Below are 19,244 nucleotides of genomic sequence, written 5' to 3'. Positions count from 1 at the left end.
GAGTTCATTTCCTTGCTCCCACTTCGGAAACTTCACCGGATTTGATGAGGCGCACGGTTCCACGCTTGCCGTTACCCGAGACGAGATAGTCGGCTTCGTTGGTGGGCGGCACCTGCGCATCCGCGACCGAGCGGAGCGCCAGCGTCAGCCTGTCCGCCATCTGCTGGGCGACCGTGATGATCTCAGCCTGCTGCGGCGTGAGTTCCAGCGTGGCTGTGTCGCCGACCTTGACCTTCTTGCCTTCCTCGTCCTCCTGGATGGTCTGGTCGATCGCCAGAACCTTGATGTTCTGCAGGATCGTTTCGGTGATGAAACCCGTCGCCGATCCGGCTTCGGCGCGCCGCGTCATGATGACATCGACATAGTCGTTCGGCAGGATGAAGCCGCCGGCCGAGGTGTCCGCAGCGATCTGCGTCGCAATCGCCCTGTAGCCGGACGGCAGGATCGAGGACATGAAGCTCTGGCCCTCACCGACCAGCTTGGAGCGGCGCAGCGGTTCGCCGGCATACATCCGCTCCCGGGCAATGGCGGTCTTGAGTTCGTCGAGCGCGTTCGGCTCGGCCTCGCGGGTGATGAACTTGTCGTTTATCCCTTCCGACGGCCATTCCTGCCAGGACAGTTGGTCGCCGACACTCGCTCCCATCGGCACGTCGCCGGAGACGACCAGAACCTCGCCCAGCGCGACGGCCGGCTGCGATGGTCCCTGATCGACGACGATCTGCGCCGGCGGCGGTGCCGTCATGTTCTTGGCGACGTATCCTGCACCACCTGCCGCGGCCACAGCCACGCCCAGAATGATCAGCCGCGATGCAGCCATCTGTTCGAACCCCGCAATTCTTCAAGCCAAGGCGGAACTTGCAGCGGCAATCGTCAAATTACGGTTAACGGTGTGCGAACGTTTATGATTAATTTTAAGTTTCTTTAAATGCCGGACAACGAAATCTGCAAACCACAAATGGCGGCCGGGGGCCGCCATCATCTTTCGCTGTATTCTGCAAATGCTATTTCAATTGCCTGCGAGTTGCCCGAGAGCCCACACCATCAGGGGTGAGGCAGGGTAGGCCAACAGGCCGCCAGCCCCCAGCGCTATACCGTAGGGAACCCCCTTCTGGGCATCCGTGAAATTCCTGAGGAAGAGGTTATGGCCTGTATAGACGGATAGCGCGGATGCGCGGAAGCTCAGGATGGCAATCGTCAACACTCCGCCGATGAAGGCGGAAATCACCAGATACTGAACGAGCTGGACGCTCATTCCCATGTAGAGAGCGGTCGCCGCGAGAAGCTTGGCGTCACCGCCGCCCATGCCGCCCAGCGCGAAAAGCGCGAAGGTCACCAGCAAGACCGTGAACATCGCCGCGAAATGCCAGGCATAGGTCGTCCAGTCCATACCCGTCAGGGGAGCGACGACGGCGAAAGTCGCGACAAGGACGATCGCCACACGATTGGCGATGGTCATCGACAACATGTCCGATATGGCCGCGAACGCCATGCAGAACGGGAACACGACGAATATCAAGGCTTCAACCATGGTTCTCGTGACTTTCGATCCAAGGCGATTTCGGAGATCCGGACAACGCTAACCGCCGCTCTGTCTCAACGGCAAAGGCCGCTCCACACGGAGCGGCCCTCGCTGACATATAGCAACGCCGTCAGACAGGCTCGGCAGAGCTTAGTTCGCCTTGGTCAGTTCACCGGAAATCTTGAGGAACTTCTCGTTCAGGGTGTTGCCGAGGGTGCCGGCGCCGACGATGATGGCCAGAGCGATGAGGGCGGCGATCAGACCATATTCGATGGCGGTCGCGCCGGATTCGTTCTTCACAAAGCGGGAAAAAAGCTTCGACATCTAAGAGATCCTTCAATCCACGTGTTACAGCACTTCCGTCAACTTTTCTCGGGGTTGATCGGATGGTCGCAATCTACGGGGAAGCTCTTTCAATGCGCTTAATAAACAGCCTTACCGAATTGTTTCGCCAGGCCCCCAGCTTGTGTGGTAAACCCCGAACTAAATAAAGAATTGTAGTAAAATTCGAACTACCCAAATTCCTGCAAACATTTCAACCATGCAGCCGGCGCGGACCGGCCACGTGAGAATGCTGTCTTCCGTGTCCACTTCCGGCACTTAACGCTTGGTTCACCAATATCGTTCATTTTCAGTTGAGAACCTGCACCGCCCGGAGAACCTTATGGCCGCCCTGAAGATTTCGCTGAAGATGCTCGGCCTGATGGGAACAGTAGTCACGGCCGCCGTGATGCCGGCGCAGGCTGATGGCGGCATAGAGGTCGTGATGAACCAGGCCAAGATCGTGAAACTGGCACGAGCGGCGGACACCATCGTGGTCGGCAATCCCAATATCGCCGACGCCTCCGTGCAGGATTCGACCACCATCGTGCTGACGGGCAAGGGATTCGGCGTGACCAACCTTGTCGTGCTCGATGCCGAGGGCACGCCGATCGTCGACGAGCAGATCACAGTGGCACGTCAGACGGCCTCGTCCTTGCGCATATACAGGCGCGCGGAGATACAGACGCTCTCCTGCACGCCGTTCTGCGAGAGTTCCTATAAATCCGACGCGGAACGCACGTCGGAAGCGGAGACGAACGCCTCGCAATAAGCGAGGATGGCTGCGCCGGCAGCGCCCGCCCGAAACCGTCTTTTGCAACATGAATACGGCCGCGCCCCTGGTTACGCGGCCGTAAATCTATCCAAACCGATTTTAACAATCGGCAAAACCGGACCGCAATGGTTTCGCGCTAAAGTCTCGGACGATGAAAAGCGTATGGGCAAAAAAGCGATGAGCGCCGTTCCGCAGCACAACAGCCTCCGCAAGAGGGGCCTGTTCGCAGGGTTGCTCCGGCGATTCATCGTAGACGCAAGAGGTGTAACCGCGATCGAATTCGCGGTGTTGGCATTGCCCTTCTCGCTGATGCTCTTCGTCATTCTTGAAAGCTGTATTTCCTTCGCCGGATCGCAGGTTCTGGCCAACGCAGCGGACGACATCGCGCGGCGGATGAGAACCGGCCAGGAAAAAACCATGGACAAGGAAAAACTTCAGAACCTTGTCTGCGCAGAGATCAAGATTATTGTCGCGAACGATTGCCCTGGGCTTTACGTAGATTTGCGTACTTTCACGACTTTTTCCGGAGCAACCACTGTCAAAAAATATATGCTGTCCGATGACCTTGACAATAACGACTTCAGGGTTGAACTCGGCGGGCCACAGACTATAAATATGCTCCGTCTTTATTACAAATGGCCTATTTTCACCGACAATATAATTGGACTCCTGCAAAATGGCAAAGAAGGCAAGACGGTGCATTTCGCCGCCGTCATTTGGAGGAATGAGCCCTTCAACAACTGATTTCTTTTCACGAGGCTTTTGCCGTGAAACTGGATGAGCGAACGAAGACGGTGAATATGCGCAAAATGATACGCCGGCCTGCGTTGGATCTGTTCCGCGCATTCACGGGGCTGCTGTCGGACAAAGGTGGTGTCGGCGCCGTGGAATTCGCGATGATAGCGCCGATCATGTTCATCATGTATTTCGTGACGATCGAGGCTTCGCAGGCCATCACGACCAACAAGAAGGTCGGGCGCATCGCCAGCATGGTTGCCGACCTTGTCACCCAGCAGGACAGGATCACCGGCGCCGAGGCCGATGCAATCATGCAGATCGGCCAATCGATCATCCAGCCATATTCTCGCAGCAAGCCGACCATCACCATAACGGCGATCGAGATCACGGCAGCTAATCCCACGTCTCAAGTCAGGGTTGCGTGGTCGCGCAGGCGGGCCGGCGAGAACTGCCCGACCCCTCCGGAGGCGCCTAAGGTGGGCGACCCTGCCACCATCCCGGCAGCGCTGAACATTCCCGGCACATTCCTGATCCGGGTGGAGAGCGACATGTGCTACAAGCCGATGATCTTCTGGCAGAAGAGCCAGCAGGAGGCTTTGGGTTTCGCCGCGGCTTTCAATAACATCCCGATGAACGAGACTTACTACAACCGCCCGCGCATGAGTCCGGACATTCCTTGCACCGGCTGCTGACCTCCAGGCGCGGCCGGTAGACACGGGCGGCGCGCGCACGCGGCAGCGGTGATTCAGTACCCCGCCTGCCTGTCTACAAGCTCGCGCAGCGGCTCGCCGCGGTCGTGCGCGTCCATCTGCGCGAGCATCGGCGGCACGAGGAAATTCGGGTCGGATGTCGCAGCCGCATGCGGCGTCACGAACACTTTCGGATGGCCCCACAGCGGGCTGGTCTTCGGCAGCGGCTCGACCTCGAATACATCGAGGCTTGCCTCCTTCAAGGTCCCGTCGTCCAGCGCGCGCAGGATGTCGTCGTCCTTCTGCAGCTTGCCCCGTCCAGCATTGATCAGGACGGCGCCACCGAGGCCGTTGCGCCTGCGCAATTCCTTCAGCAGGCCGTAGTCGACGATGCCCCTGGTCGCGGCGGTCAGCGGCAGCAGCACGACCAGTATGTCGGTCGCATTCAGGAACGACCGAAGCCCGGCATTGCCGGCGAAGGTCGCCACGCCGTCCATCGGACGCTCCGAGCGGCTCCAGCCATTGATGCGAAATCCCAGGCCGAGAAGAGCCCGTGCGGCGGCGCGCCCGAGGCTGCCGAACCCCATGATGCCGACCGATATGTCGTTGGCGGTGCGCTGCGGCGGCTCGCGCCAGATCTTCTTCTTCTGCTGAGCTTGATAGAGCATGCCGAAGCGATGATGATCGAGTACGCGCCAGACGACGTATTCCGTCATGTGCTGCGCCAGGTTCTCGTCGACGACGCGGACGATCGGCACGTCGGGTACCGTTCGATCCGCGAGGATATGGTCGACACCGGCGCCGATGGAGAAGATCGCCTTCAGATTGGGAAGGCTGGAGAGGATATTCGCCGGCTGCTTCCACACGACCGCATAGGTGATCGAGGGATCGGCCGGGCCGTCAGGCTCCAACACGACATCCCGGCGCGCCGACAACAGTTCGCGCCATCGCTGCGGGTTAAAACCCGTCACCGAGAGCAGCACCTTGCCCTTTTCCATTCGGCTCCTCCTCCTGCCGGACCCGATTAGTATCCAACAGGGATGTCGCGCAAGAGCGCAATCGGGCGGAACTGATTGAAGTCACTCACTGACGATGCCGGTGGGTGCGGTCTCGATGCGGAAGGCGGCGGAGATTAGCGCACGGGTATAATCCGTCTGCGGACGCTCGAATATCTCGACTGCCGGGCCATGCTCGACGATCCGACCGTTGCGCATGACGATCACCTCGTTGGCGAGCGCCCTGATGACCTTCAGATCGTGGCTGATGAACAGGTAGGCGAGGTTGTGTTTGGCCTGAAGGGCCCGGAGCAGGTCCACCACCTGCGCCTGCACGCTCATGTCCAGAGCCGAGGTCGGCTCGTCGAGCATGACGAAGCGCGGATTGAGCACCATGGCGCGGGCAATCGCGATGCGCTGGCGCTGGCCGCCGGAGAATTCGTGCGGATAGCGGAAGCGGGTTTCGGGATCGAGGCCCACTTCCTTGAGCACGTCGACCACGCGGGTGTCCCTGGCGTCGGCGGAGAGGGCCGGCTCGTGGATCGTCAGCCCTTCCTCGATGATCTCCGACACCGCCATTCGTGGGCTGAGCGAACCGAAGGGATCCTGGAAGACGATTTGCAACTCGCGCCGCAGTGGCCGCATCGACTTGAAAGACAGCTTGTCGATTTCCTGGCCGTTGAAGTTGATCGTGCCGGTGGACGAGATCATGCGGGCCAGCGCCAGCCCCAGCGTGGTCTTGCCCGACCCCGATTCGCCGACCACGCCCAGGGTCTGGCCGGCGCGGACGGTGACGTCGATGCCATCGACCGCCTTCACATGGTCGACCGTGTTGCGGAAAAACCCCTGCTTGATCGGGAACCAGACCTTTATGTCCTCGCCGGTCATCACCGCCTTGGCGGCGAGATCGGCCACCGGCGGCTTGCCTTTGGGCTCAGCGGCAAGCAGATGCCTGGTATAGGCATGCTGCGGATTGGCGAAGATTTCCTGCGTCGGGCCGTGCTCGACGATCTTGCCCTTGGTCATGACACAGACTCGGTCGGCGATCTTGCGGACAATGCCGAGGTCATGCGTGATGAACAGCATCGACATGCCGTTCTTCTGTTTCAATTCCGCCAGCAGTTCGAGGATCTGCGCCTGCACCGTGACGTCCAACGCGGTGGTCGGCTCATCAGCGACCAGCAGTGCCGGCTCGTTGGCCAGCGCCATGGCAATCATGACGCGCTGGCGCTGTCCGCCGGATAGCTGGTGCGGATAGGCGTCCAGGCGCTTTTCGGGGTCGCGGATACCGACCTCGTGCAGAAGTTCGAGCGTGCGGGCGCGAGCGGCGCGGTTGGACATCCCCTTGTGGAGCTGCAGGATCTCGACGATCTGCTGCTCGATCGTATGCAGCGGATTGAGCGAGGTCATCGGCTCCTGGAAGATCATGGTGATCTTGTTGCCGCGAACCCGGCGCAACTCCTTTTCGCTCAGCGCCAGCAGATCCTGATCGCCGAACAGGATCTGACCGGAAGGATGGCTCGCCATCGGATATTGCAGCAGCTTCAGGATCGACAGCGCCGAAACCGACTTGCCGGAACCGGACTCGCCGACCAGCGCCACCGTCTCGCCCTTGCCGATGTCGAAGGAGATGTGGTCGACCGCCGTGGTGACCTTGCCGCCTTGAGTAAACGCAACCGACAGATCGCGCACGGAAAGCAGGGGAGCGCCGCTCACTTGAACGTCTTTCGCGGGTCGAAGGCATCGCGCGTCGCCTCGCCGATGAAGATCAGCAGCGACAGCATGATGGCGATGACGAAGAAGCCGGAGAAGCCCAGCCAGGGGGCGTTCAGATTGCTCTGACCCTGCTTCAGCAATTCGCCCAGCGAAGCGGAACCGGGCGGCAGGCCGAAGCCGAGGAAATCGAGCGAGGTGAGCGTGGATATCGAGCCGTTCAGGATGAACGGCAGGAAGGTCAGCGTCGCCACCATGGCGTTCGGCAACAGGTGCCGCAGGATGATCGTCCGGTCGGGGACACCCAGTGCGCGCGACGCGTTGACATATTCGAAATTGCGGGCGCGCAGGAACTCGGCCCGGACCACGCCGACCAGCGAGACCCAGGAAAAGACCAGCATCAATCCAAGCAATATCCAGAAACCCGGCGGCAGGATCGCGGAAATGATGAGCAGCAGGTAGAGAACCGGTATTGCCGACCAGATTTCGATAAAGCGCTGGAACAGCAGATCGGTCCAGCCGCCGAAATAGCCCTGGACCGCGCCGGCCGAGACACCCATGAGCGACGAGCCGGCCGTCAGGATCAGCCCGAACAGCACGGAGATGCGAAAACCGTAGATAACGCGCGAGAACACGTCGCGCGCCTGGTCGTCGGTGCCCAGCCAGTTCCAGTTGCCGATCGTGCAGTTCTCGTCGTCCACCCCTTGCGGATAGCGTGAGCAACGCTCCTCCTTCGAGTACAGCCACGACGGTTTCGCGGGTGCGGCCTGTGGAATCTCATTGTTCACGGTGCCGTAGGAGTAGCGGATCGGCGGCCAGATCATCCAGCCATTGGCTCTGATCTCATCCTGGATGACCGGATCGCGGTAGTCGGTGACGGCATAAAAGCCGCCGAATTTCTCCTCCGGATAGGCCACGAGAACTGGAAAGAGGATTTCGCCCTTGTAGGAAGCAAGGATCGGCTTGTCGTTGGCGATAAATTCGGCGCCCAGCGACAGCACGAAGAGCACAAGGAATATCCACAACGACCAGTAGCCGCGGCGGTTGGCCTTGAAGTTGTCCCAGCGCCGGCGGTTGAGCGGCGACAGCCATGGCCTCGCCGAGCGCTCGCGGATCGCTTCCACTTCCGTCTTGATCTGGATGTCGGTCATCAGACTTCCCGCCGTTCGAAATCGATGCGCGGGTCGATCCAGGTGTAGGTGAGATCCGAGATGAGGCCGATGAACAGGCCAATCAGCGAAGTGATGTAGAGATTGGCGAAGACCACGGGATAATCGCGCTGGATGACGGAGACGAAGCCGAGCCGGCCGAGCCCGTCCAGCGAGAAGATGTTCTCGATCAGCAGCGAGCCGGTGAAGAACACCGAAATGAAGGCGCCGGGGAAACCTGCGACGACGATCAGCATGGCGTTGCGGAACACATGGCCATAAAGCACCTGCCGTTCGGACAGGCCCTTGGCCCGGGCGGTGACGACATATTGCTTGCGAATTTCGTCGAGGAAGGAGTTCTTGGTCAGCAATGTCGCGGTGGCGAAGGCCGACAGCACCATCGCCGTCAGCGGCAGAGTGAGGTGCCAGAAATAGTCGAGGATGCGGTCCGGCCAGGAGAGCTGGTCCCAATTGTCGGAGGTCAAGCCGCGCAGCGGGAACCAGTCCCAGAACGAACCGCCGGCAAACAGCACCATCAGCAGGATGCCGAACAGGAAGCCCGGAATCGCATAGCCGATAATCACAACGCCGCTGGTCCAGGTGTCGAAGGCCGATCCGTCCTTCACCGCCTTGCGGATGCCGAGCGGGATGGAGATCAGGTAGGACAGCAGCGTGATCCACAGGCCCAGCGAGATCGACACCGGCATCTTCTCGACGATCAGTTCCAGCACCCCGATGTCGCGAAAATAGCTCTCGCCGAAGTCGAAGCGGATGTAATTCCACAGCATCAGGCCGAAGCGCTCCAGCGGCGGCTTGTCGAAGCCGAACTGCTTTTCCAGCTTCTTGATGAATTCCGGATCGAGGCCCTGCGCGCCGCGGTATTTCGACGAAGCCTCGCCCCCGGCGTCGAAATTGTTGTTGCCGCCCAGGTCGCTGCCGCCACCCGACAGGCGGTCGGATGCGTCGCCGCCCTGTCCCGTCAGCTTGGCGATGACCTGTTCAACCGGGCCGCCGGGCGCGAACTGGATGACGGCAAACGAAATCGCCATGATGCCGAACAATGTCGGGATCATCAGCAGGATGCGGCGGAGAATATAGGCGCCCATCAGGTCGAGCCTGCTTTCCTTGCTGCCCAGCTAGGCGCAGCATAGCCCACGAATGGGTCGCTCGCCGGGTTTGCCCATTCGGATAAAATCTCAGGCTTTCCCAATCGCCGCCGCCTTGTCCTTGTCGAACCACCACATCGCCTCGACGGGAAAACCGTAATCCGGCTTCGGCTCCTTGAAGCCGAACATGTCCCAGAAGGCGGCGCGGTGATTCGCCGAATACCAGCATGGAATCCAGTCCTGCCGCGCGCGCAAGGCCCGGTCGAGCGCCCGCATGGCGACAATGAGACTTTTCCGGTCGGCGGCCTTGCCAACGGCCGCTAGCAAGGCGTCCACTGCCGGATCCGCCGTGCCTGTGAGGTTGCGCGAGCCTGCCAGCTTCGCGGACCGGGAATGGAACGTCGTAGCCAAGCCGTCCTCGGTAGGCGTGGCGTCCCAGGACACAGCCATCATCACCAGATCGAAGTCGAAGTCGGCTTGGCGCGCCTGCATCTGCGCCGCGTCCACCACCCGCATCGACGCGTCGATGCCGATGGCCTTCAGGTTCTCGACCCAAGGAGCGATGATGCGCAGGAGGCTGTCGTCGTCGTCGAGAAACTCGATGGTCAGCCGCTCACCCTTGCCATCGACCAAAACGCCGCCCTCGCGCTTCCAGCCGGCTTCAGCGAGCAGCTTCGAGGCGGCGCCGAGCAGCCTGCGGTCACGTCCCGACCCGTTGGAGACCGGCTGCATCGCGGCTTCACCGAAAACTTCGGGCGGAAGCTGCTCGCGCAGCGGTTCAAGCAGCGCCAATTCCTCCGAAGAAGGCTGGCCGGAGGCCTTGTAATCCGAGGTCTCGAAGCAGGACTGCGAGCGCTCGTAGGAACCATAGAACAGGTTGCGCTTCGTCCATTCGAAGTCGAAGCACATGGTGATCGCCCGGCGGACCCGCACATCCTGGAATCGCTCGCGGCGGGTGTTGATCGCGATCGCCTGCATGGAAGGCCGCTTCTCGTCCGGAAATTCCCGCCTGACAACCCGACCCTGTGCGATTGCGGGAAAGTCGTAGTCGGTCGCCCACACACGCGCCGTGAACTCCTGCCGGTAGAGAACGTCACCCTTCTTGAAGGCTTCGAACCCCGCCTGCCTGTTAAGATAAAAGTCGATGCGGATGCGGTCGAAGTTGTAGACCCCGCGATTGACCGGCAGATCCTTGCCCCAATAATCGGCCACCCGCTCGTATTCGATCGTCTGCCCCGGCGAGACGCGGCCGACCCTGTAAGGACCCGAACCCAGCGGCGGCTTGAGATCGCCGCCCTCGAAGCTGTTTTCGGTGTAGTAGGCTTTCGACAGGATGGGAAAGATCACCGCGTCGAGGATCGTGCGTTCCGAGTGCTTGCCGGAAAAGCTGAGCCTCAGGCGATGCCGGTCGAGCGCCACGGCTTCGGTCATTTCGGTGAGCACAAGCAGCAGGCTGGGGTGTCCGTCCTCCTTGAACAGCTTGTAGGTGAAGGCCGCGTCCTCGGCCGTAAGCGGCGAGCCGTCGTGAAAGCGCGCTTCGGGCCGCAGCAAGAATTCGAAGCTTTTGCGGTCCTCGGAGATGACGACGCTTTCGGCAAGCAGGCCGTAGACGGCGTCCGGCTCGTCCAACGCCGTCGTCGACTTGTTGGTCATCAGCGAATCGAAGCACATCTCCATACGCGGCGGCGCGTCGCCCCGCGCCACAAAACTGTTCAGCGTGTTGAAGGTCTGCGGATTCTGGTTGTACAGCCAGTTCGGCACGGAGAAGCTGAACAGGCCACCTTTCGGCGCATCCGGATTGACGTAGTCGAAGTGCTTGAAATCAGCCGGATATTTCAGGTCGCCGAAAGCGGAGAGGCCGTGCAGCGGGGTGCTCGTCGGGCTTGCCGCGAAGATTTTCTTCGGCAGCAAGGGAATTGCGAGCGCCGCACCGGCGCCAGCCAGGAACCCGCGGCGGGAAGCGCGCATCAGTTCACGCCCTTGTACTTCGCCGCCAGCGCCTTTTCCTTTTCCGGATCGATCCACCAGGACTCGATGTCCGGGCCGACATAGGTCGGCTGCTTCTCCGGGATGCCGAACTTGTTCCAATAGGCCAGCCAGACGACCGGACGCGTGTATTGCGGAACGACGTAGAAGTTCCACAGCAGCACGCGATCGAGCGCGTTGGATGCGGCAACCAGATCTTCCCGATCGGTCGCGAAGATCACCTTGTCCACCAGCGCATCAACGACCGGGTTCTTGATACCGGAGAGATTGCGCGAGCCGGGCGTGTCCGCGGCCTTCGTCGACCAGAAGTCGCGCTGCTCATTGCCGGGCGACTCCGACTGCGCAAGCACCGACGTCAACATGTCGAAATCGAAATTGTTGACGCGCTCGACATATTGGTTCGGATCGACGATCCGCAGCGTCGCGGTCACGCCGACCTTCTTCAGCATGTTGATGTAGGGATTGGCGATCACGCCATCCGTCTCGTCATTGCCGAGAATCTCGATGGTGAACGGCTTGCCGGTCTTTTCGTTGACCATCTTGCCGCCTTGGATCTTCCAGCCGGCTTCGGCGAAAAGCCTGACGACCTCCCTCAGAATCGCGCGCTCCTGTTGCGGTGGGCTTACAGGCACCGGTTGGGGCCGGTCGTCAGGCTGCGCTTTCGGCTGCTCATAGACCGGCAGCCTGTATTCGGTGGTGAACACTTCGGGCGGCAGCTGGTCCTTGTACTGGTTCAGGATCTCCAGTTCTTTGCCCTTCGGCAAGCCGCTCGACGCAAGCTCGCTGCCGGTGAAATAGCTGCTGACGCGTGTGTTGAAACCGAAAAAGATGGTCCGGTTCATCGTCTCGAAGTCGAAGGCATAGGTCAGCGCCTCGCGCACTTTCCGGTCCTGGAACAGGGGCCGGCGCGTGTTCATCACGAAACCCTGCATCGACGCCCGTGCCGTCGCCTTGAATTCCTGCTTGATGACATCGCCGGCATTGAACGCCGGGAAATTGTAGAAGGTCGCCCAGTACCGCGAGCTGGCCTCCGGATGGATGTCCTCGAAGCCACCCTTGGTGAAGGCCTGCCAGGCGGCAGTCCTGTCCTGGATATAGATGTATTTGCGCGTGTCGAAATTCTCACGCCCGACCTTCACCGGCACCTTCGCCGCCCAATAGTCGTCCACCCGTTTCCAGACGATCTCCGCGCCGGGCTTGAAGCTCTCGATCTTGTACGCGGCGGAACCGAGCGGCGGCTCCAGCGTCGGCTGCGTGATGTCGCGCTTCTTGCCGCTGGCGTCGGTGCCTTCCCACCAATGTTTCGGCAGCACGGCCAGATCGCCGATGATCTTGGGCAGCTCGCGATTGCCCTTCTGGTTGAAGCGGAATTCGACCTCGCGGTCATTCAGCGCCACGGCCTCGGTCACATTCTCGTAGTAGCGGTTGTACATAGGGCTGTTGGCCTTCAGCACATTGAACGACCAGATAACGTCGTCGACCGTGATCGGCTGGCCGTCATGCCATTTGGCGCGCGGGTCGAGCCGATAGGTCGCGGAGGAATAGTCGTCGGGATATTTGAAAGCGTCGGCGATCAGCGCATGGCTGACGCTCGGTTCGTCGATCGACTGCTCCATCAGCGTGTCGTAGAGCAGGCCGCCACCGAATGGCGCGAGTCCGGCGGCCGGTGAGCCCCGCACGATGTAGGGATTGAAGCTGTCGAACGTGCCCGGCGAGACAACGCTGTTCAGCGTGCCGCCCTTCGGCGCATCCGGATTGACGTAGTCGTAGTGCTTAAAATCCTTGCCGTATTTGGTTTCGCCCATCAGCGAGGACGAGGTCTGCCATTCCTGGGCCTGGCTTGCGGCCGCGGCAAGCACAAGGACGGCGGCCGTCAGAACAGTTTTTCCCACGCGCAGCAAAACCTTCATCGGCAATCTCCAACTCGTCTTCCGTCCAAAATCTAGGCCACGACGCGCCGATGAAAACCATCGTGTCTCGCGTCGGCATGATCTTGATAGCAAAAAAGCCGGGCAGAACCCGGCTTTTTCATGATTTCGAGAATTACAATTTCGTCATTGAGCAGGCGCGGGCTCAGCCGGCTTGGGAGCAGCCTCCGCCGGGGCCGGCGCCGCACCTTCAGCCGGCTTCGGGGCAGCCTCGGCAGGAGCCGGCGCCGCGCCCTCGGCGGGCTTGGCGGCATCGGCCGGAGCCGAAGCATTCTCGGCGGCGGGAGTGGCCGGCGCGGCGGAAGCTTCCGGCAACGGCGGCGGGCTGTCGGCGGTGGTGCGCAGATAGGCGATGACGGCCGCACGTTCCTCGGCCTTCTTCAAGCCGGCGAAACCCATGGCCGTGCCCTTCACCAGCGCCTTGGGCGAGGTCAGGAAATGGTCGAGATGCTCGTAGTCCCACACGACCTTGCCGCCATCAGCAAATTCCTTCATCCCCGCCGAATAGGCGAAGCCGGCGTGCGAGGCGACCGGGCGGTTGATCACTCCCCAGAGGTTCGGGCCGACCTTGTTGGCGCCGCCGTTGTCGTCGGTGTGGCAGGCGGCGCATTTCTTGAACACCGCCGCGCCGGCTTCCGGGCTGGCGCTGGCCAGCAGCGGCAGAACCGATTGCTCGGCCGGCGCCTCGGCGCCGCCACCGCCATGGTCCTCTTCCGCCGCCTCGATGATGAAGCCGGGCTTCTCCGGCACCGGCGCGGCAAAGATCGCGTCCGAGATCAGCGAGATCGAGAAAACGATGAAGACGGCCCCCAGCAGCGCACCGACCACCTTGTTGAATTCGAAAGAGTCCATACGCTCCAGGCTCCTGATCCCGCCCCTCTCGGCCGTGCGTTTCCGGCACGCGGGCATGATGCCGCGACCGGGAAGCCGCCCGGTCAGGTCGGCCGGAAACTAGGTCTTTTGCTTGGTCGTTGCAACTCCTATAAGGGCGCTCGCCGTGAGACCTTTTGCCACTTTGGACAGCCCTTCCGCCCCGCCCGAATGACCATGAAAAATCTTATCCTGATCCCTGCCCGCATGGCCTCGACGCGCCTGCCGGGCAAGCCGCTGGCCGACATCGCCGGCAAGCCGATGATCGTGCATGTCGCGATGCGCGCCGCCGAAAGCGGCCTCGGCCGCGTCGTGGTGGCGACCGACACGCAAGTGGTGGCGGACGCAGTGCGCGCCAACGGTTTCGAGGCGGTGATGACCCGCGTCGATCACGAATCCGGCTCCGACCGCATTTTTGAGGCGCTGTCGGCACTCGACCCGCAGGGCCAGGTCGATACCGTGATCAACGTGCAGGGCGACCTGCCGACGATCGAGCCGGCAACGATCGCCGCAGCCCTTTCTCCGCTCGAAGATCCGGCGGTGGACATCGGCACGCTGGGCGTCGAGATCGTTCGCGACGAGGAACGCACCAATCCGAACGTCGTGAAGATCGTCGGCTCGGCGCTGGCGTCAAAACGGCTCAGGGCGCTGTATTTCACCCGCGCCACCGCGCCCTGGGGCGACGGCCCGCTCTATCACCATATCGGGCTCTACGCCTATCGCCGCGCCGCCCTTGCCCGCTTCGTCTCGCTGCCGCCTTCGCCGCTGGAAAAGCGCGAAAAACTGGAGCAACTGCGGGCGCTGGAGGCCGGCATGCGCATCGACGCGGCAATCGTCGGAGCCGTGCCGCTCGGCGTCGACACGCCCGAAGATCTCGAGCGGGCGCGCGAACTCCTCAGCGTGAAAGTCTGACCATGGCCGACAAGACCAATCGCATCTCGTTCCAGGGCGAGCCCGGTGCCAATTCCGACACGGCCTGCCGCAACATGTTCCCGGACATGGAGCCGCTGCCCTGCCCAACCTTCGAGGACGCCTTCAACGCGGTCGAGACCGGCAAGGCCGACCTCGCCATGATCCCGATCGAGAACACGATCGCCGGCCGCGTCGCCGACATCCACCATCTCCTGCCCGAATCGAAGCTGCACATCGTCGGCGAATATTTTCTGCCGATCCATTTTCAACTGATGGTGCTTCCAGGGGTATCGCGCAAGGAGATCAAGACGGTCCACAGCCACATCCACGCGCTTGGCCAGTGTCGCAAATACATCCGCAAGAACGGCTGGAAGCCGACGGTCGCCGGCGACACCGCCGGAGCGGCAAAACTCATCGCCGAGATCGGCGACCGCAGCATGGCAGCCCTTGCGCCGCGGCTCGCCGCCAGCCTCTACGGCCTCGACATTTTGGAGGAAAATGTCGAGGACACCGACAGCAACGTGACCCGTTTTGTGGTGCTGACCCGCAGCAAGCAATGGGTCGAACGCCCCTCCGCCGACGCCCGCATGATGACCACCTTCATATTCCGCGTCCGCAACGTGCCCGCGGCGCTCTACAAGGCGATGGGCGGTTTCGCCACCAACGGTGTCAACATGACGAAGCTGGAGAGCTACCAGCTCGGCGCGTTTACCGCGACGCTGTTCTACGCCGACATCGAAGGCCATCCCGACGACGTCAGCGTCAGGAACGCGCTCGACGAATTGCGCTTCTTCTCCAAGGAGATGCGCATCCTCGGCGTCTATCCGCGCAGCGATTCGCGCGAGGAATGGAACGTCGCGGACTGAACCGACCTCCGGGAGCGGTCTTCCTCTTGCGGAGTCCCGCTCTTAGCCCAGCGGCTCGTAGTCGATCTCGAGGAATCTCTCGACCTCCGGCACCCAGCGGTCGCGCACGAAAGCGACGTGGAACGGATGATCGTTGTAGCCTGAATAGGCCGCCTGGTCGGCGAACTCCATCGAGAAGCCAAAGCGAAAATCGTTCTTCGGGCTGACCTGGCGAAGCTGCTCGAACTTTTCGACGCCGGGAATATCGGCGAGCTTCTTCGCCTCGGTCAGGAACGCGCCCTCCTTGGGCGATCCCGGTTCGTGCCTGAGCGTGAAAACCACTGTGTGGCGGATCATGCGATCTCCCCTTCCGGCATGACGATGACGCTCAAGGGTTTTCGGCCCAGAAGCGGATGAGATGGTGAGCGATCGCGCCCGACGGCGGGACGAAAACGCCGCCGGCATGGCTCTTGGCCAATGCGGCAAGGACCTCGTCGCGTGAAAACCAGCGGCAGTCTTCCAGTTCCGCCTCGTCGCGCCGGATGTCCTGGTTCAGCGCTTCGCCGAAGCAGCCGATCATCAGCGAATAGGGGAACGGCCAGGGCTGGCTGGCGTGATAGACGACGCGCCCCAGTCTTATGCCCGCCTCCTCAAGCGTCTCGCGGCGGACCGCCGCCTCGATGGTCTCGCCGGGCTCGATGAAGCCGGCAAGCGCGGAATACATGCCGGGCGCGAAATGCGCGCCGCGCCCAAGCAGGCATTTTTCGCGGGTCACCGTCAGCATGATCGCGACCGGATCGGTGCGCGGAAAATGCTCGGCACCGCAATTCGGGCAATGCCGCTTATAGCCGCCGGCGCGGATCTCGGTCTTGTGGCCGCAGCGGCCGCAGAACTGGTGGTTGGCATGCCAGGCGAGCAGGGAAGCAGCCTGCGCCAGCGCCCCGATCTCGGAGGGGCCGAGAAGGCCCTGCGTATAGACCGAACGGTAGTCGATAGCCTTGATGGTTTCCGGCAATTGCTCGGGATCGACGCCGGCCGTGGCCGCGAGAACCGGGCCATGCTCGTCGACGCCGAGCAGGATCGCTTCCGCCACTCCGGCGCCGAGGGCTTCGGCCTCTTCTCGCGCGAAATAGGTGTCGAAGCCGCCGCCGTTCAGCTTCAGATAGGAGCGGCCGCCACGCACCAGCAAGATGCGCGCGGCCGGATCAGCAAGCGCCAACGGCACGGCCGCATCGCTGCGCTTCTCCGCCTGGCGGTCGATGCGGTTGCCGGCGAAACCGACGAACTGGCTGGGTTCGCGCTCGGGCGCGTCGAAAAGGCGGAAGGTCATGACTGAAACGGAATGAGTCGGGGTTTCGACCCTACAGCGCCGCCCTCACCTTGTCGATGAAGCTGTGCTTGTCGTCCGCCTTGTAAGGTTCGCGCGTGCCAAACCCCCAGACTGGCCCCGGCCAGCCCGGATCGCCCTCGGAACGCGCCACCACATGGATATGCAACTGGCGCACGATGTTGCCAAGCGCGCCGGAATTAATCTTGGTGCAGCCGGTTGCGCGCTTCAGCCCCTGAGCGACCATGTTGGTCTCGAAGGTCAGCATCGCCTGATCGAGAGGGGTGAGGTCATGCAGTTCCTCGATGCCCGGACGCTGGGGAATGAGCAGCAGCCACGGCCAGCGCCGGTCGTTCATCAGCCGGAGTTCGCATAGCCCGAGCCACATCACCGACACGCTGTCGGCTTCAAGCCGCGTGTCGAGTTCGAATCCGGCCTTGAGGCCAGGCAGCATCGGCGTTTCCTCGTTGGTTTTGAGAAAGCTAGATGTAGCGCTGCGCGGCTGCAAGCGAATGATTGGCCATCGCACCGGCAAAACATCGCGCGAACATTCGTCCGTCAATAGCGGCGTCGACTTCCGATCGCAGCCTATCGCCAAGCCGACATTAAATTTCGTTCCCGTGCTTAACCGGTCATTGATGTCGTGGTAGATGCCTCGGAAACGTTTTCGCACCAGTCTGCTGTGCCCGTGGAAGAGGAGGACCTGAGAGTGCCGAAGACGAGCGTACCTCCGGCTCCCGACGTGCAAGCGGGATTGCTGCTGAACCGGCTCCTGTTCGAAAGGAAAGGGGATGAGTTCATCGACGCGTTCGCCACAATGGTTCGCGCCGAGGGATGGATCATCGGCGATGAACCGCTGCTTCACCTTTTGGAAGTCGCGCGTTCCGTACGGTCTTCCACCGGCGTTGCGTTCCCGGGCGCACGTCCAACGGGCGGCGTTGCCGACGACCGGTAGGCGATTTCCGCGGCGGCCTCCTTGTCACCGGTCGTCAGGCTTACTTTCCTCGATCAGAGGCTATTCGGAGACCGGAAGCCCCGCCGGAGCGCAGGGTCCGCGAACCGCGCAGGATATCCCCCGATTCCAGATAGGCCATCTCGATCAGATGGGCGAGCATGTCGCAGCGTTCCGCCTCAACGATGGTCTTCAGTTCCCGCAGCATGGAATGAACGTAGATCAATTTCTCGCGGGTATCGTGGCGAATAGGTGTGTTCACGTCTACGCCTTCAATGCTTCCACTTCTGGTCCGGGGCGGCCACATTGCTCCGGACATGAGCCGGATGGGCCGATGTCCGCCCTTTAATGCTGGCGCCACGGCCGATCCGTTCTTTCCTTGCCATCGAAAGACATGTCTTCAAGAGCCATCTCTAGAAGATGGGCCATCAGGTCTCGACCACCCGTTCGCGCTAGGGAAATAGCGGAAATTACATGGCGACGAAGGTCATCGTCCACAACGCTGCCAGTCGGCACACGATGCAGGTCGATGATGTGGCCGAAGTATATTGTCGGACGATTTGTGGATCGAACACGCGAGCACCGCCCCAAGGCTTGTATCGTTCGTATGCCGTCATACGACGGCGTTAGCCGATATGTCTCATTGTAGTCGCGCCTCCCGGCCAGAGTCTCATCGATAGCATGCCTGACGCAGTCCCTGTCGTCTTCATGGATGGCGTGGAGATACCGCTCCACCGGAACGCCTCTCACCCCATCTTCCTGCGTCAGTCCAAAGCAAGCCGATACGCCGCCGTCCGCATACACCCGGTTTCCGCTCACATCCCAAGACCAGCTACCAACCAGGAATCTCTGCGGGACGACGCCTGACCCGTCAACCATCGCGATCATCAATCCCCCCGCCCGCCAGTGTGGATCCGACGGCGAATACTCCTGATGGCATGGAAGGTAGCTTCGTAAACCATCAGGTCAAGTCCGCATTCAAGCCAGAGCGAAGCTATTTCGCAATTCCTTTCTGGCCTTGACCGAAAGAGAAAGATAAAATCTCTTACTGATTTTTAATGCCGCCATTCTTGTTGATATTTTTAGGGTACAATCAATCAATCCTCCGCTACGGGAGTGAGTGAATTCTTGCCATTGTACCAAAGTACGACCTACGCGCCGTACAAGACAATCGCGGTCAACTTTTTATTGGCTTATAGAAAATTTCTGTCAATCTATAACAAATATTTGTCGTCCGCATCGCGACGCAACTGCATACGACCCTCGCGAGCGTCTTCCATACTGAAAATCCTCAGAGTCAGTCCGGTAACTTTATGATGGATTACAAAGTCTTCTGATCATGAGGCGGATGGAGGCGAGCTTTAGGAAAGCGAGTGCCCTGGCGTTGAGGCATTCCCAGTCCTTGGCCAGGCGCCGACAG

General features: G+C 61.3%; 21 protein-coding genes and 1 pseudogene. 6 read left to right on the top strand and 16 right to left on the bottom strand.

The window, feature by feature from the left end; genetic code table 11:
* Positions 1-4: 4 nt before the first annotated feature.
* From cpaB to ACH196_RS08680, 3 genes are all read right to left on the bottom strand, one after another.
* Positions 5-817, bottom strand: a complete 813-nt coding sequence (gene cpaB, locus ACH196_RS08690) for a Flp pilus assembly protein CpaB (RefSeq protein ID WP_396646488.1) — start codon at positions 815-817, stop codon at positions 5-7.
* A gap of 189 nt (positions 818-1,006) precedes the next feature.
* The gene (locus tag ACH196_RS08685; protein ID WP_396646487.1) at positions 1,007-1,528 is read right to left on the bottom strand and encodes a prepilin peptidase; all 522 of its coding nucleotides are present in this window, start codon (positions 1,526-1,528) and stop codon (positions 1,007-1,009) included.
* Between the two features lie 141 nt (positions 1,529-1,669).
* Positions 1,670-1,843 carry a Flp family type IVb pilin gene (locus ACH196_RS08680; RefSeq protein ID WP_396646486.1) on the bottom strand — a complete coding sequence of 58 codons (174 nt, stop codon included), beginning with the start codon at positions 1,841-1,843 and terminating at the stop codon, positions 1,670-1,672.
* A 340-nt stretch (positions 1,844-2,183) separates the two neighbouring features.
* On the opposite strand from ACH196_RS08680, the gene ACH196_RS08675 reads away from it, so the two are divergent.
* The 3 genes from ACH196_RS08675 (at position 2,184) to ACH196_RS08665 (ending at position 4,045) form a co-directional block, all read left to right on the top strand.
* On the top strand, positions 2,184-2,612 hold the full coding sequence (locus ACH196_RS08675; RefSeq protein WP_396646485.1) for a pilus assembly protein N-terminal domain-containing protein: 429 nt from the start codon (positions 2,184-2,186) through the stop codon (positions 2,610-2,612).
* Between the two features lie 6 nt (positions 2,613-2,618).
* Entirely contained in the window at positions 2,619-3,359 is a 741-nt protein-coding gene (locus ACH196_RS08670) for a TadE/TadG family type IV pilus assembly protein (RefSeq protein ID WP_396646484.1), read from the top strand.
* 65 nt (positions 3,360-3,424) lie between these two features.
* Positions 3,425-4,045, top strand: a complete 621-nt coding sequence (locus ACH196_RS08665) for a TadE/TadG family type IV pilus assembly protein (RefSeq protein WP_396646483.1) — start codon at positions 3,425-3,427, stop codon at positions 4,043-4,045.
* A 53-nt stretch (positions 4,046-4,098) separates the two neighbouring features.
* On the opposite strand, the gene ACH196_RS08660 is transcribed toward ACH196_RS08665, so the two are convergent.
* From ACH196_RS08660 to ACH196_RS08630, 7 genes are all read right to left on the bottom strand, one after another.
* Entirely contained in the window at positions 4,099-5,040 is a 942-nt protein-coding gene (locus tag ACH196_RS08660) for a 2-hydroxyacid dehydrogenase (protein WP_396646482.1), read from the bottom strand.
* A gap of 81 nt (positions 5,041-5,121) precedes the next feature.
* Positions 5,122-6,753 (bottom strand): ABC transporter ATP-binding protein, encoded by a 1,632-nt coding sequence (locus ACH196_RS08655; protein ID WP_396646481.1) that lies wholly within the window; start codon positions 6,751-6,753, stop codon positions 5,122-5,124.
* The gene (locus tag ACH196_RS08650; protein ID WP_396646480.1) at positions 6,750-7,901 is read right to left on the bottom strand and encodes an ABC transporter permease; all 1,152 of its coding nucleotides are present in this window, start codon (positions 7,899-7,901) and stop codon (positions 6,750-6,752) included. The genes ACH196_RS08655 and ACH196_RS08650 overlap by 4 nt, the downstream gene beginning before the upstream one ends.
* Positions 7,901-9,004, bottom strand: coding sequence for a microcin C ABC transporter permease YejB (locus ACH196_RS08645; RefSeq protein ID WP_396646479.1), 1,104 nt, complete (start codon positions 9,002-9,004; stop codon positions 7,901-7,903). Before ACH196_RS08645 ends, ACH196_RS08650 begins: the two co-directional genes overlap by 1 nt.
* A gap of 90 nt (positions 9,005-9,094) precedes the next feature.
* Positions 9,095-10,972 (bottom strand): extracellular solute-binding protein, encoded by a 1,878-nt coding sequence (locus tag ACH196_RS08640; RefSeq protein WP_396646478.1) that lies wholly within the window; start codon positions 10,970-10,972, stop codon positions 9,095-9,097.
* The gene (locus tag ACH196_RS08635; protein ID WP_396646641.1) at positions 10,972-12,888 is read right to left on the bottom strand and encodes an extracellular solute-binding protein; all 1,917 of its coding nucleotides are present in this window, start codon (positions 12,886-12,888) and stop codon (positions 10,972-10,974) included. The genes ACH196_RS08640 and ACH196_RS08635 overlap by 1 nt, the downstream gene beginning before the upstream one ends.
* 156 nt (positions 12,889-13,044) lie before the next feature.
* Positions 13,045-13,770, bottom strand: coding sequence for a c-type cytochrome (locus ACH196_RS08630; RefSeq protein ID WP_396646477.1), 726 nt, complete (start codon positions 13,768-13,770; stop codon positions 13,045-13,047).
* Positions 13,771-13,965: 195 nt separating this feature from the next.
* Between ACH196_RS08630 and ACH196_RS08625 the strand changes: the two genes are divergently transcribed.
* Together ACH196_RS08625 and ACH196_RS08620 are read left to right on the top strand one after the other, a co-directional pair.
* Positions 13,966-14,700: a 3-deoxy-manno-octulosonate cytidylyltransferase gene (locus tag ACH196_RS08625; protein ID WP_396646476.1), complete on the top strand. Its 735-nt coding sequence runs from the start codon at positions 13,966-13,968 to the stop codon at positions 14,698-14,700.
* A 2-nt stretch (positions 14,701-14,702) separates the two neighbouring features.
* A complete protein-coding gene (locus ACH196_RS08620; RefSeq protein ID WP_396646475.1) occupies positions 14,703-15,566 on the top strand; it encodes a prephenate dehydratase in 864 nt (287 codons plus the stop codon).
* Positions 15,567-15,608: 42 nt separating this feature from the next.
* On the opposite strand, the gene ACH196_RS08615 is transcribed toward ACH196_RS08620, so the two are convergent.
* The 3 genes from ACH196_RS08615 to ACH196_RS08605 are packed head-to-tail and all read right to left on the bottom strand — an operon-like array spanning position 15,609 to position 17,326.
* Positions 15,609-15,902, bottom strand: coding sequence for a Dabb family protein (locus ACH196_RS08615; protein ID WP_396646474.1), 294 nt, complete (start codon positions 15,900-15,902; stop codon positions 15,609-15,611).
* A gap of 31 nt (positions 15,903-15,933) precedes the next feature.
* Positions 15,934-16,875, bottom strand: a complete 942-nt coding sequence (nudC, locus tag ACH196_RS08610; RefSeq protein WP_396646473.1) for an NAD(+) diphosphatase — start codon at positions 16,873-16,875, stop codon at positions 15,934-15,936.
* Positions 16,876-16,906: 31 nt separating this feature from the next.
* Complete coding sequence (locus ACH196_RS08605) at positions 16,907-17,326, bottom strand: HIT domain-containing protein (protein ID WP_396646472.1); 420 nt, start codon at positions 17,324-17,326, stop codon at positions 16,907-16,909.
* A 255-nt stretch (positions 17,327-17,581) separates the two neighbouring features.
* On the opposite strand from ACH196_RS08605, the gene ACH196_RS08600 reads away from it, so the two are divergent.
* Positions 17,582-17,827, top strand: a complete 246-nt coding sequence (locus tag ACH196_RS08600; protein WP_396646471.1) for a hypothetical protein — start codon at positions 17,582-17,584, stop codon at positions 17,825-17,827.
* Between the two features lie 40 nt (positions 17,828-17,867).
* Here ACH196_RS08600 and ACH196_RS08595 read toward each other — a convergent pair whose 3' ends face one another.
* The 3 genes and pseudogenes from ACH196_RS08595 to ACH196_RS08585 all read right to left on the bottom strand — a co-directional run.
* Positions 17,868-18,086 (bottom strand): hypothetical protein, encoded by a 219-nt coding sequence (locus ACH196_RS08595; protein ID WP_396646470.1) that lies wholly within the window; start codon positions 18,084-18,086, stop codon positions 17,868-17,870.
* Positions 18,087-18,169: 83 nt separating this feature from the next.
* A complete protein-coding gene (locus ACH196_RS08590) occupies positions 18,170-18,703 on the bottom strand; it encodes a PAS domain-containing protein (protein WP_396646640.1) in 534 nt (177 codons plus the stop codon).
* Between the two features lie 432 nt (positions 18,704-19,135).
* Positions 19,136-19,244 (bottom strand): annotated as a pseudogene (locus ACH196_RS08585) (IS5/IS1182 family transposase); the annotation flags it as partial.

Origin of the sequence: Mesorhizobium sp. IMUNJ 23232 (genome assembly GCF_044326205.1) — a bacterium.
Lineage (GTDB): Bacteria > Pseudomonadota > Alphaproteobacteria > Rhizobiales > Rhizobiaceae > Kumtagia.
Note: the sequence above shows the minus strand (reverse complement) of the source record. Positions and strands in the feature narration are given on the sequence as shown.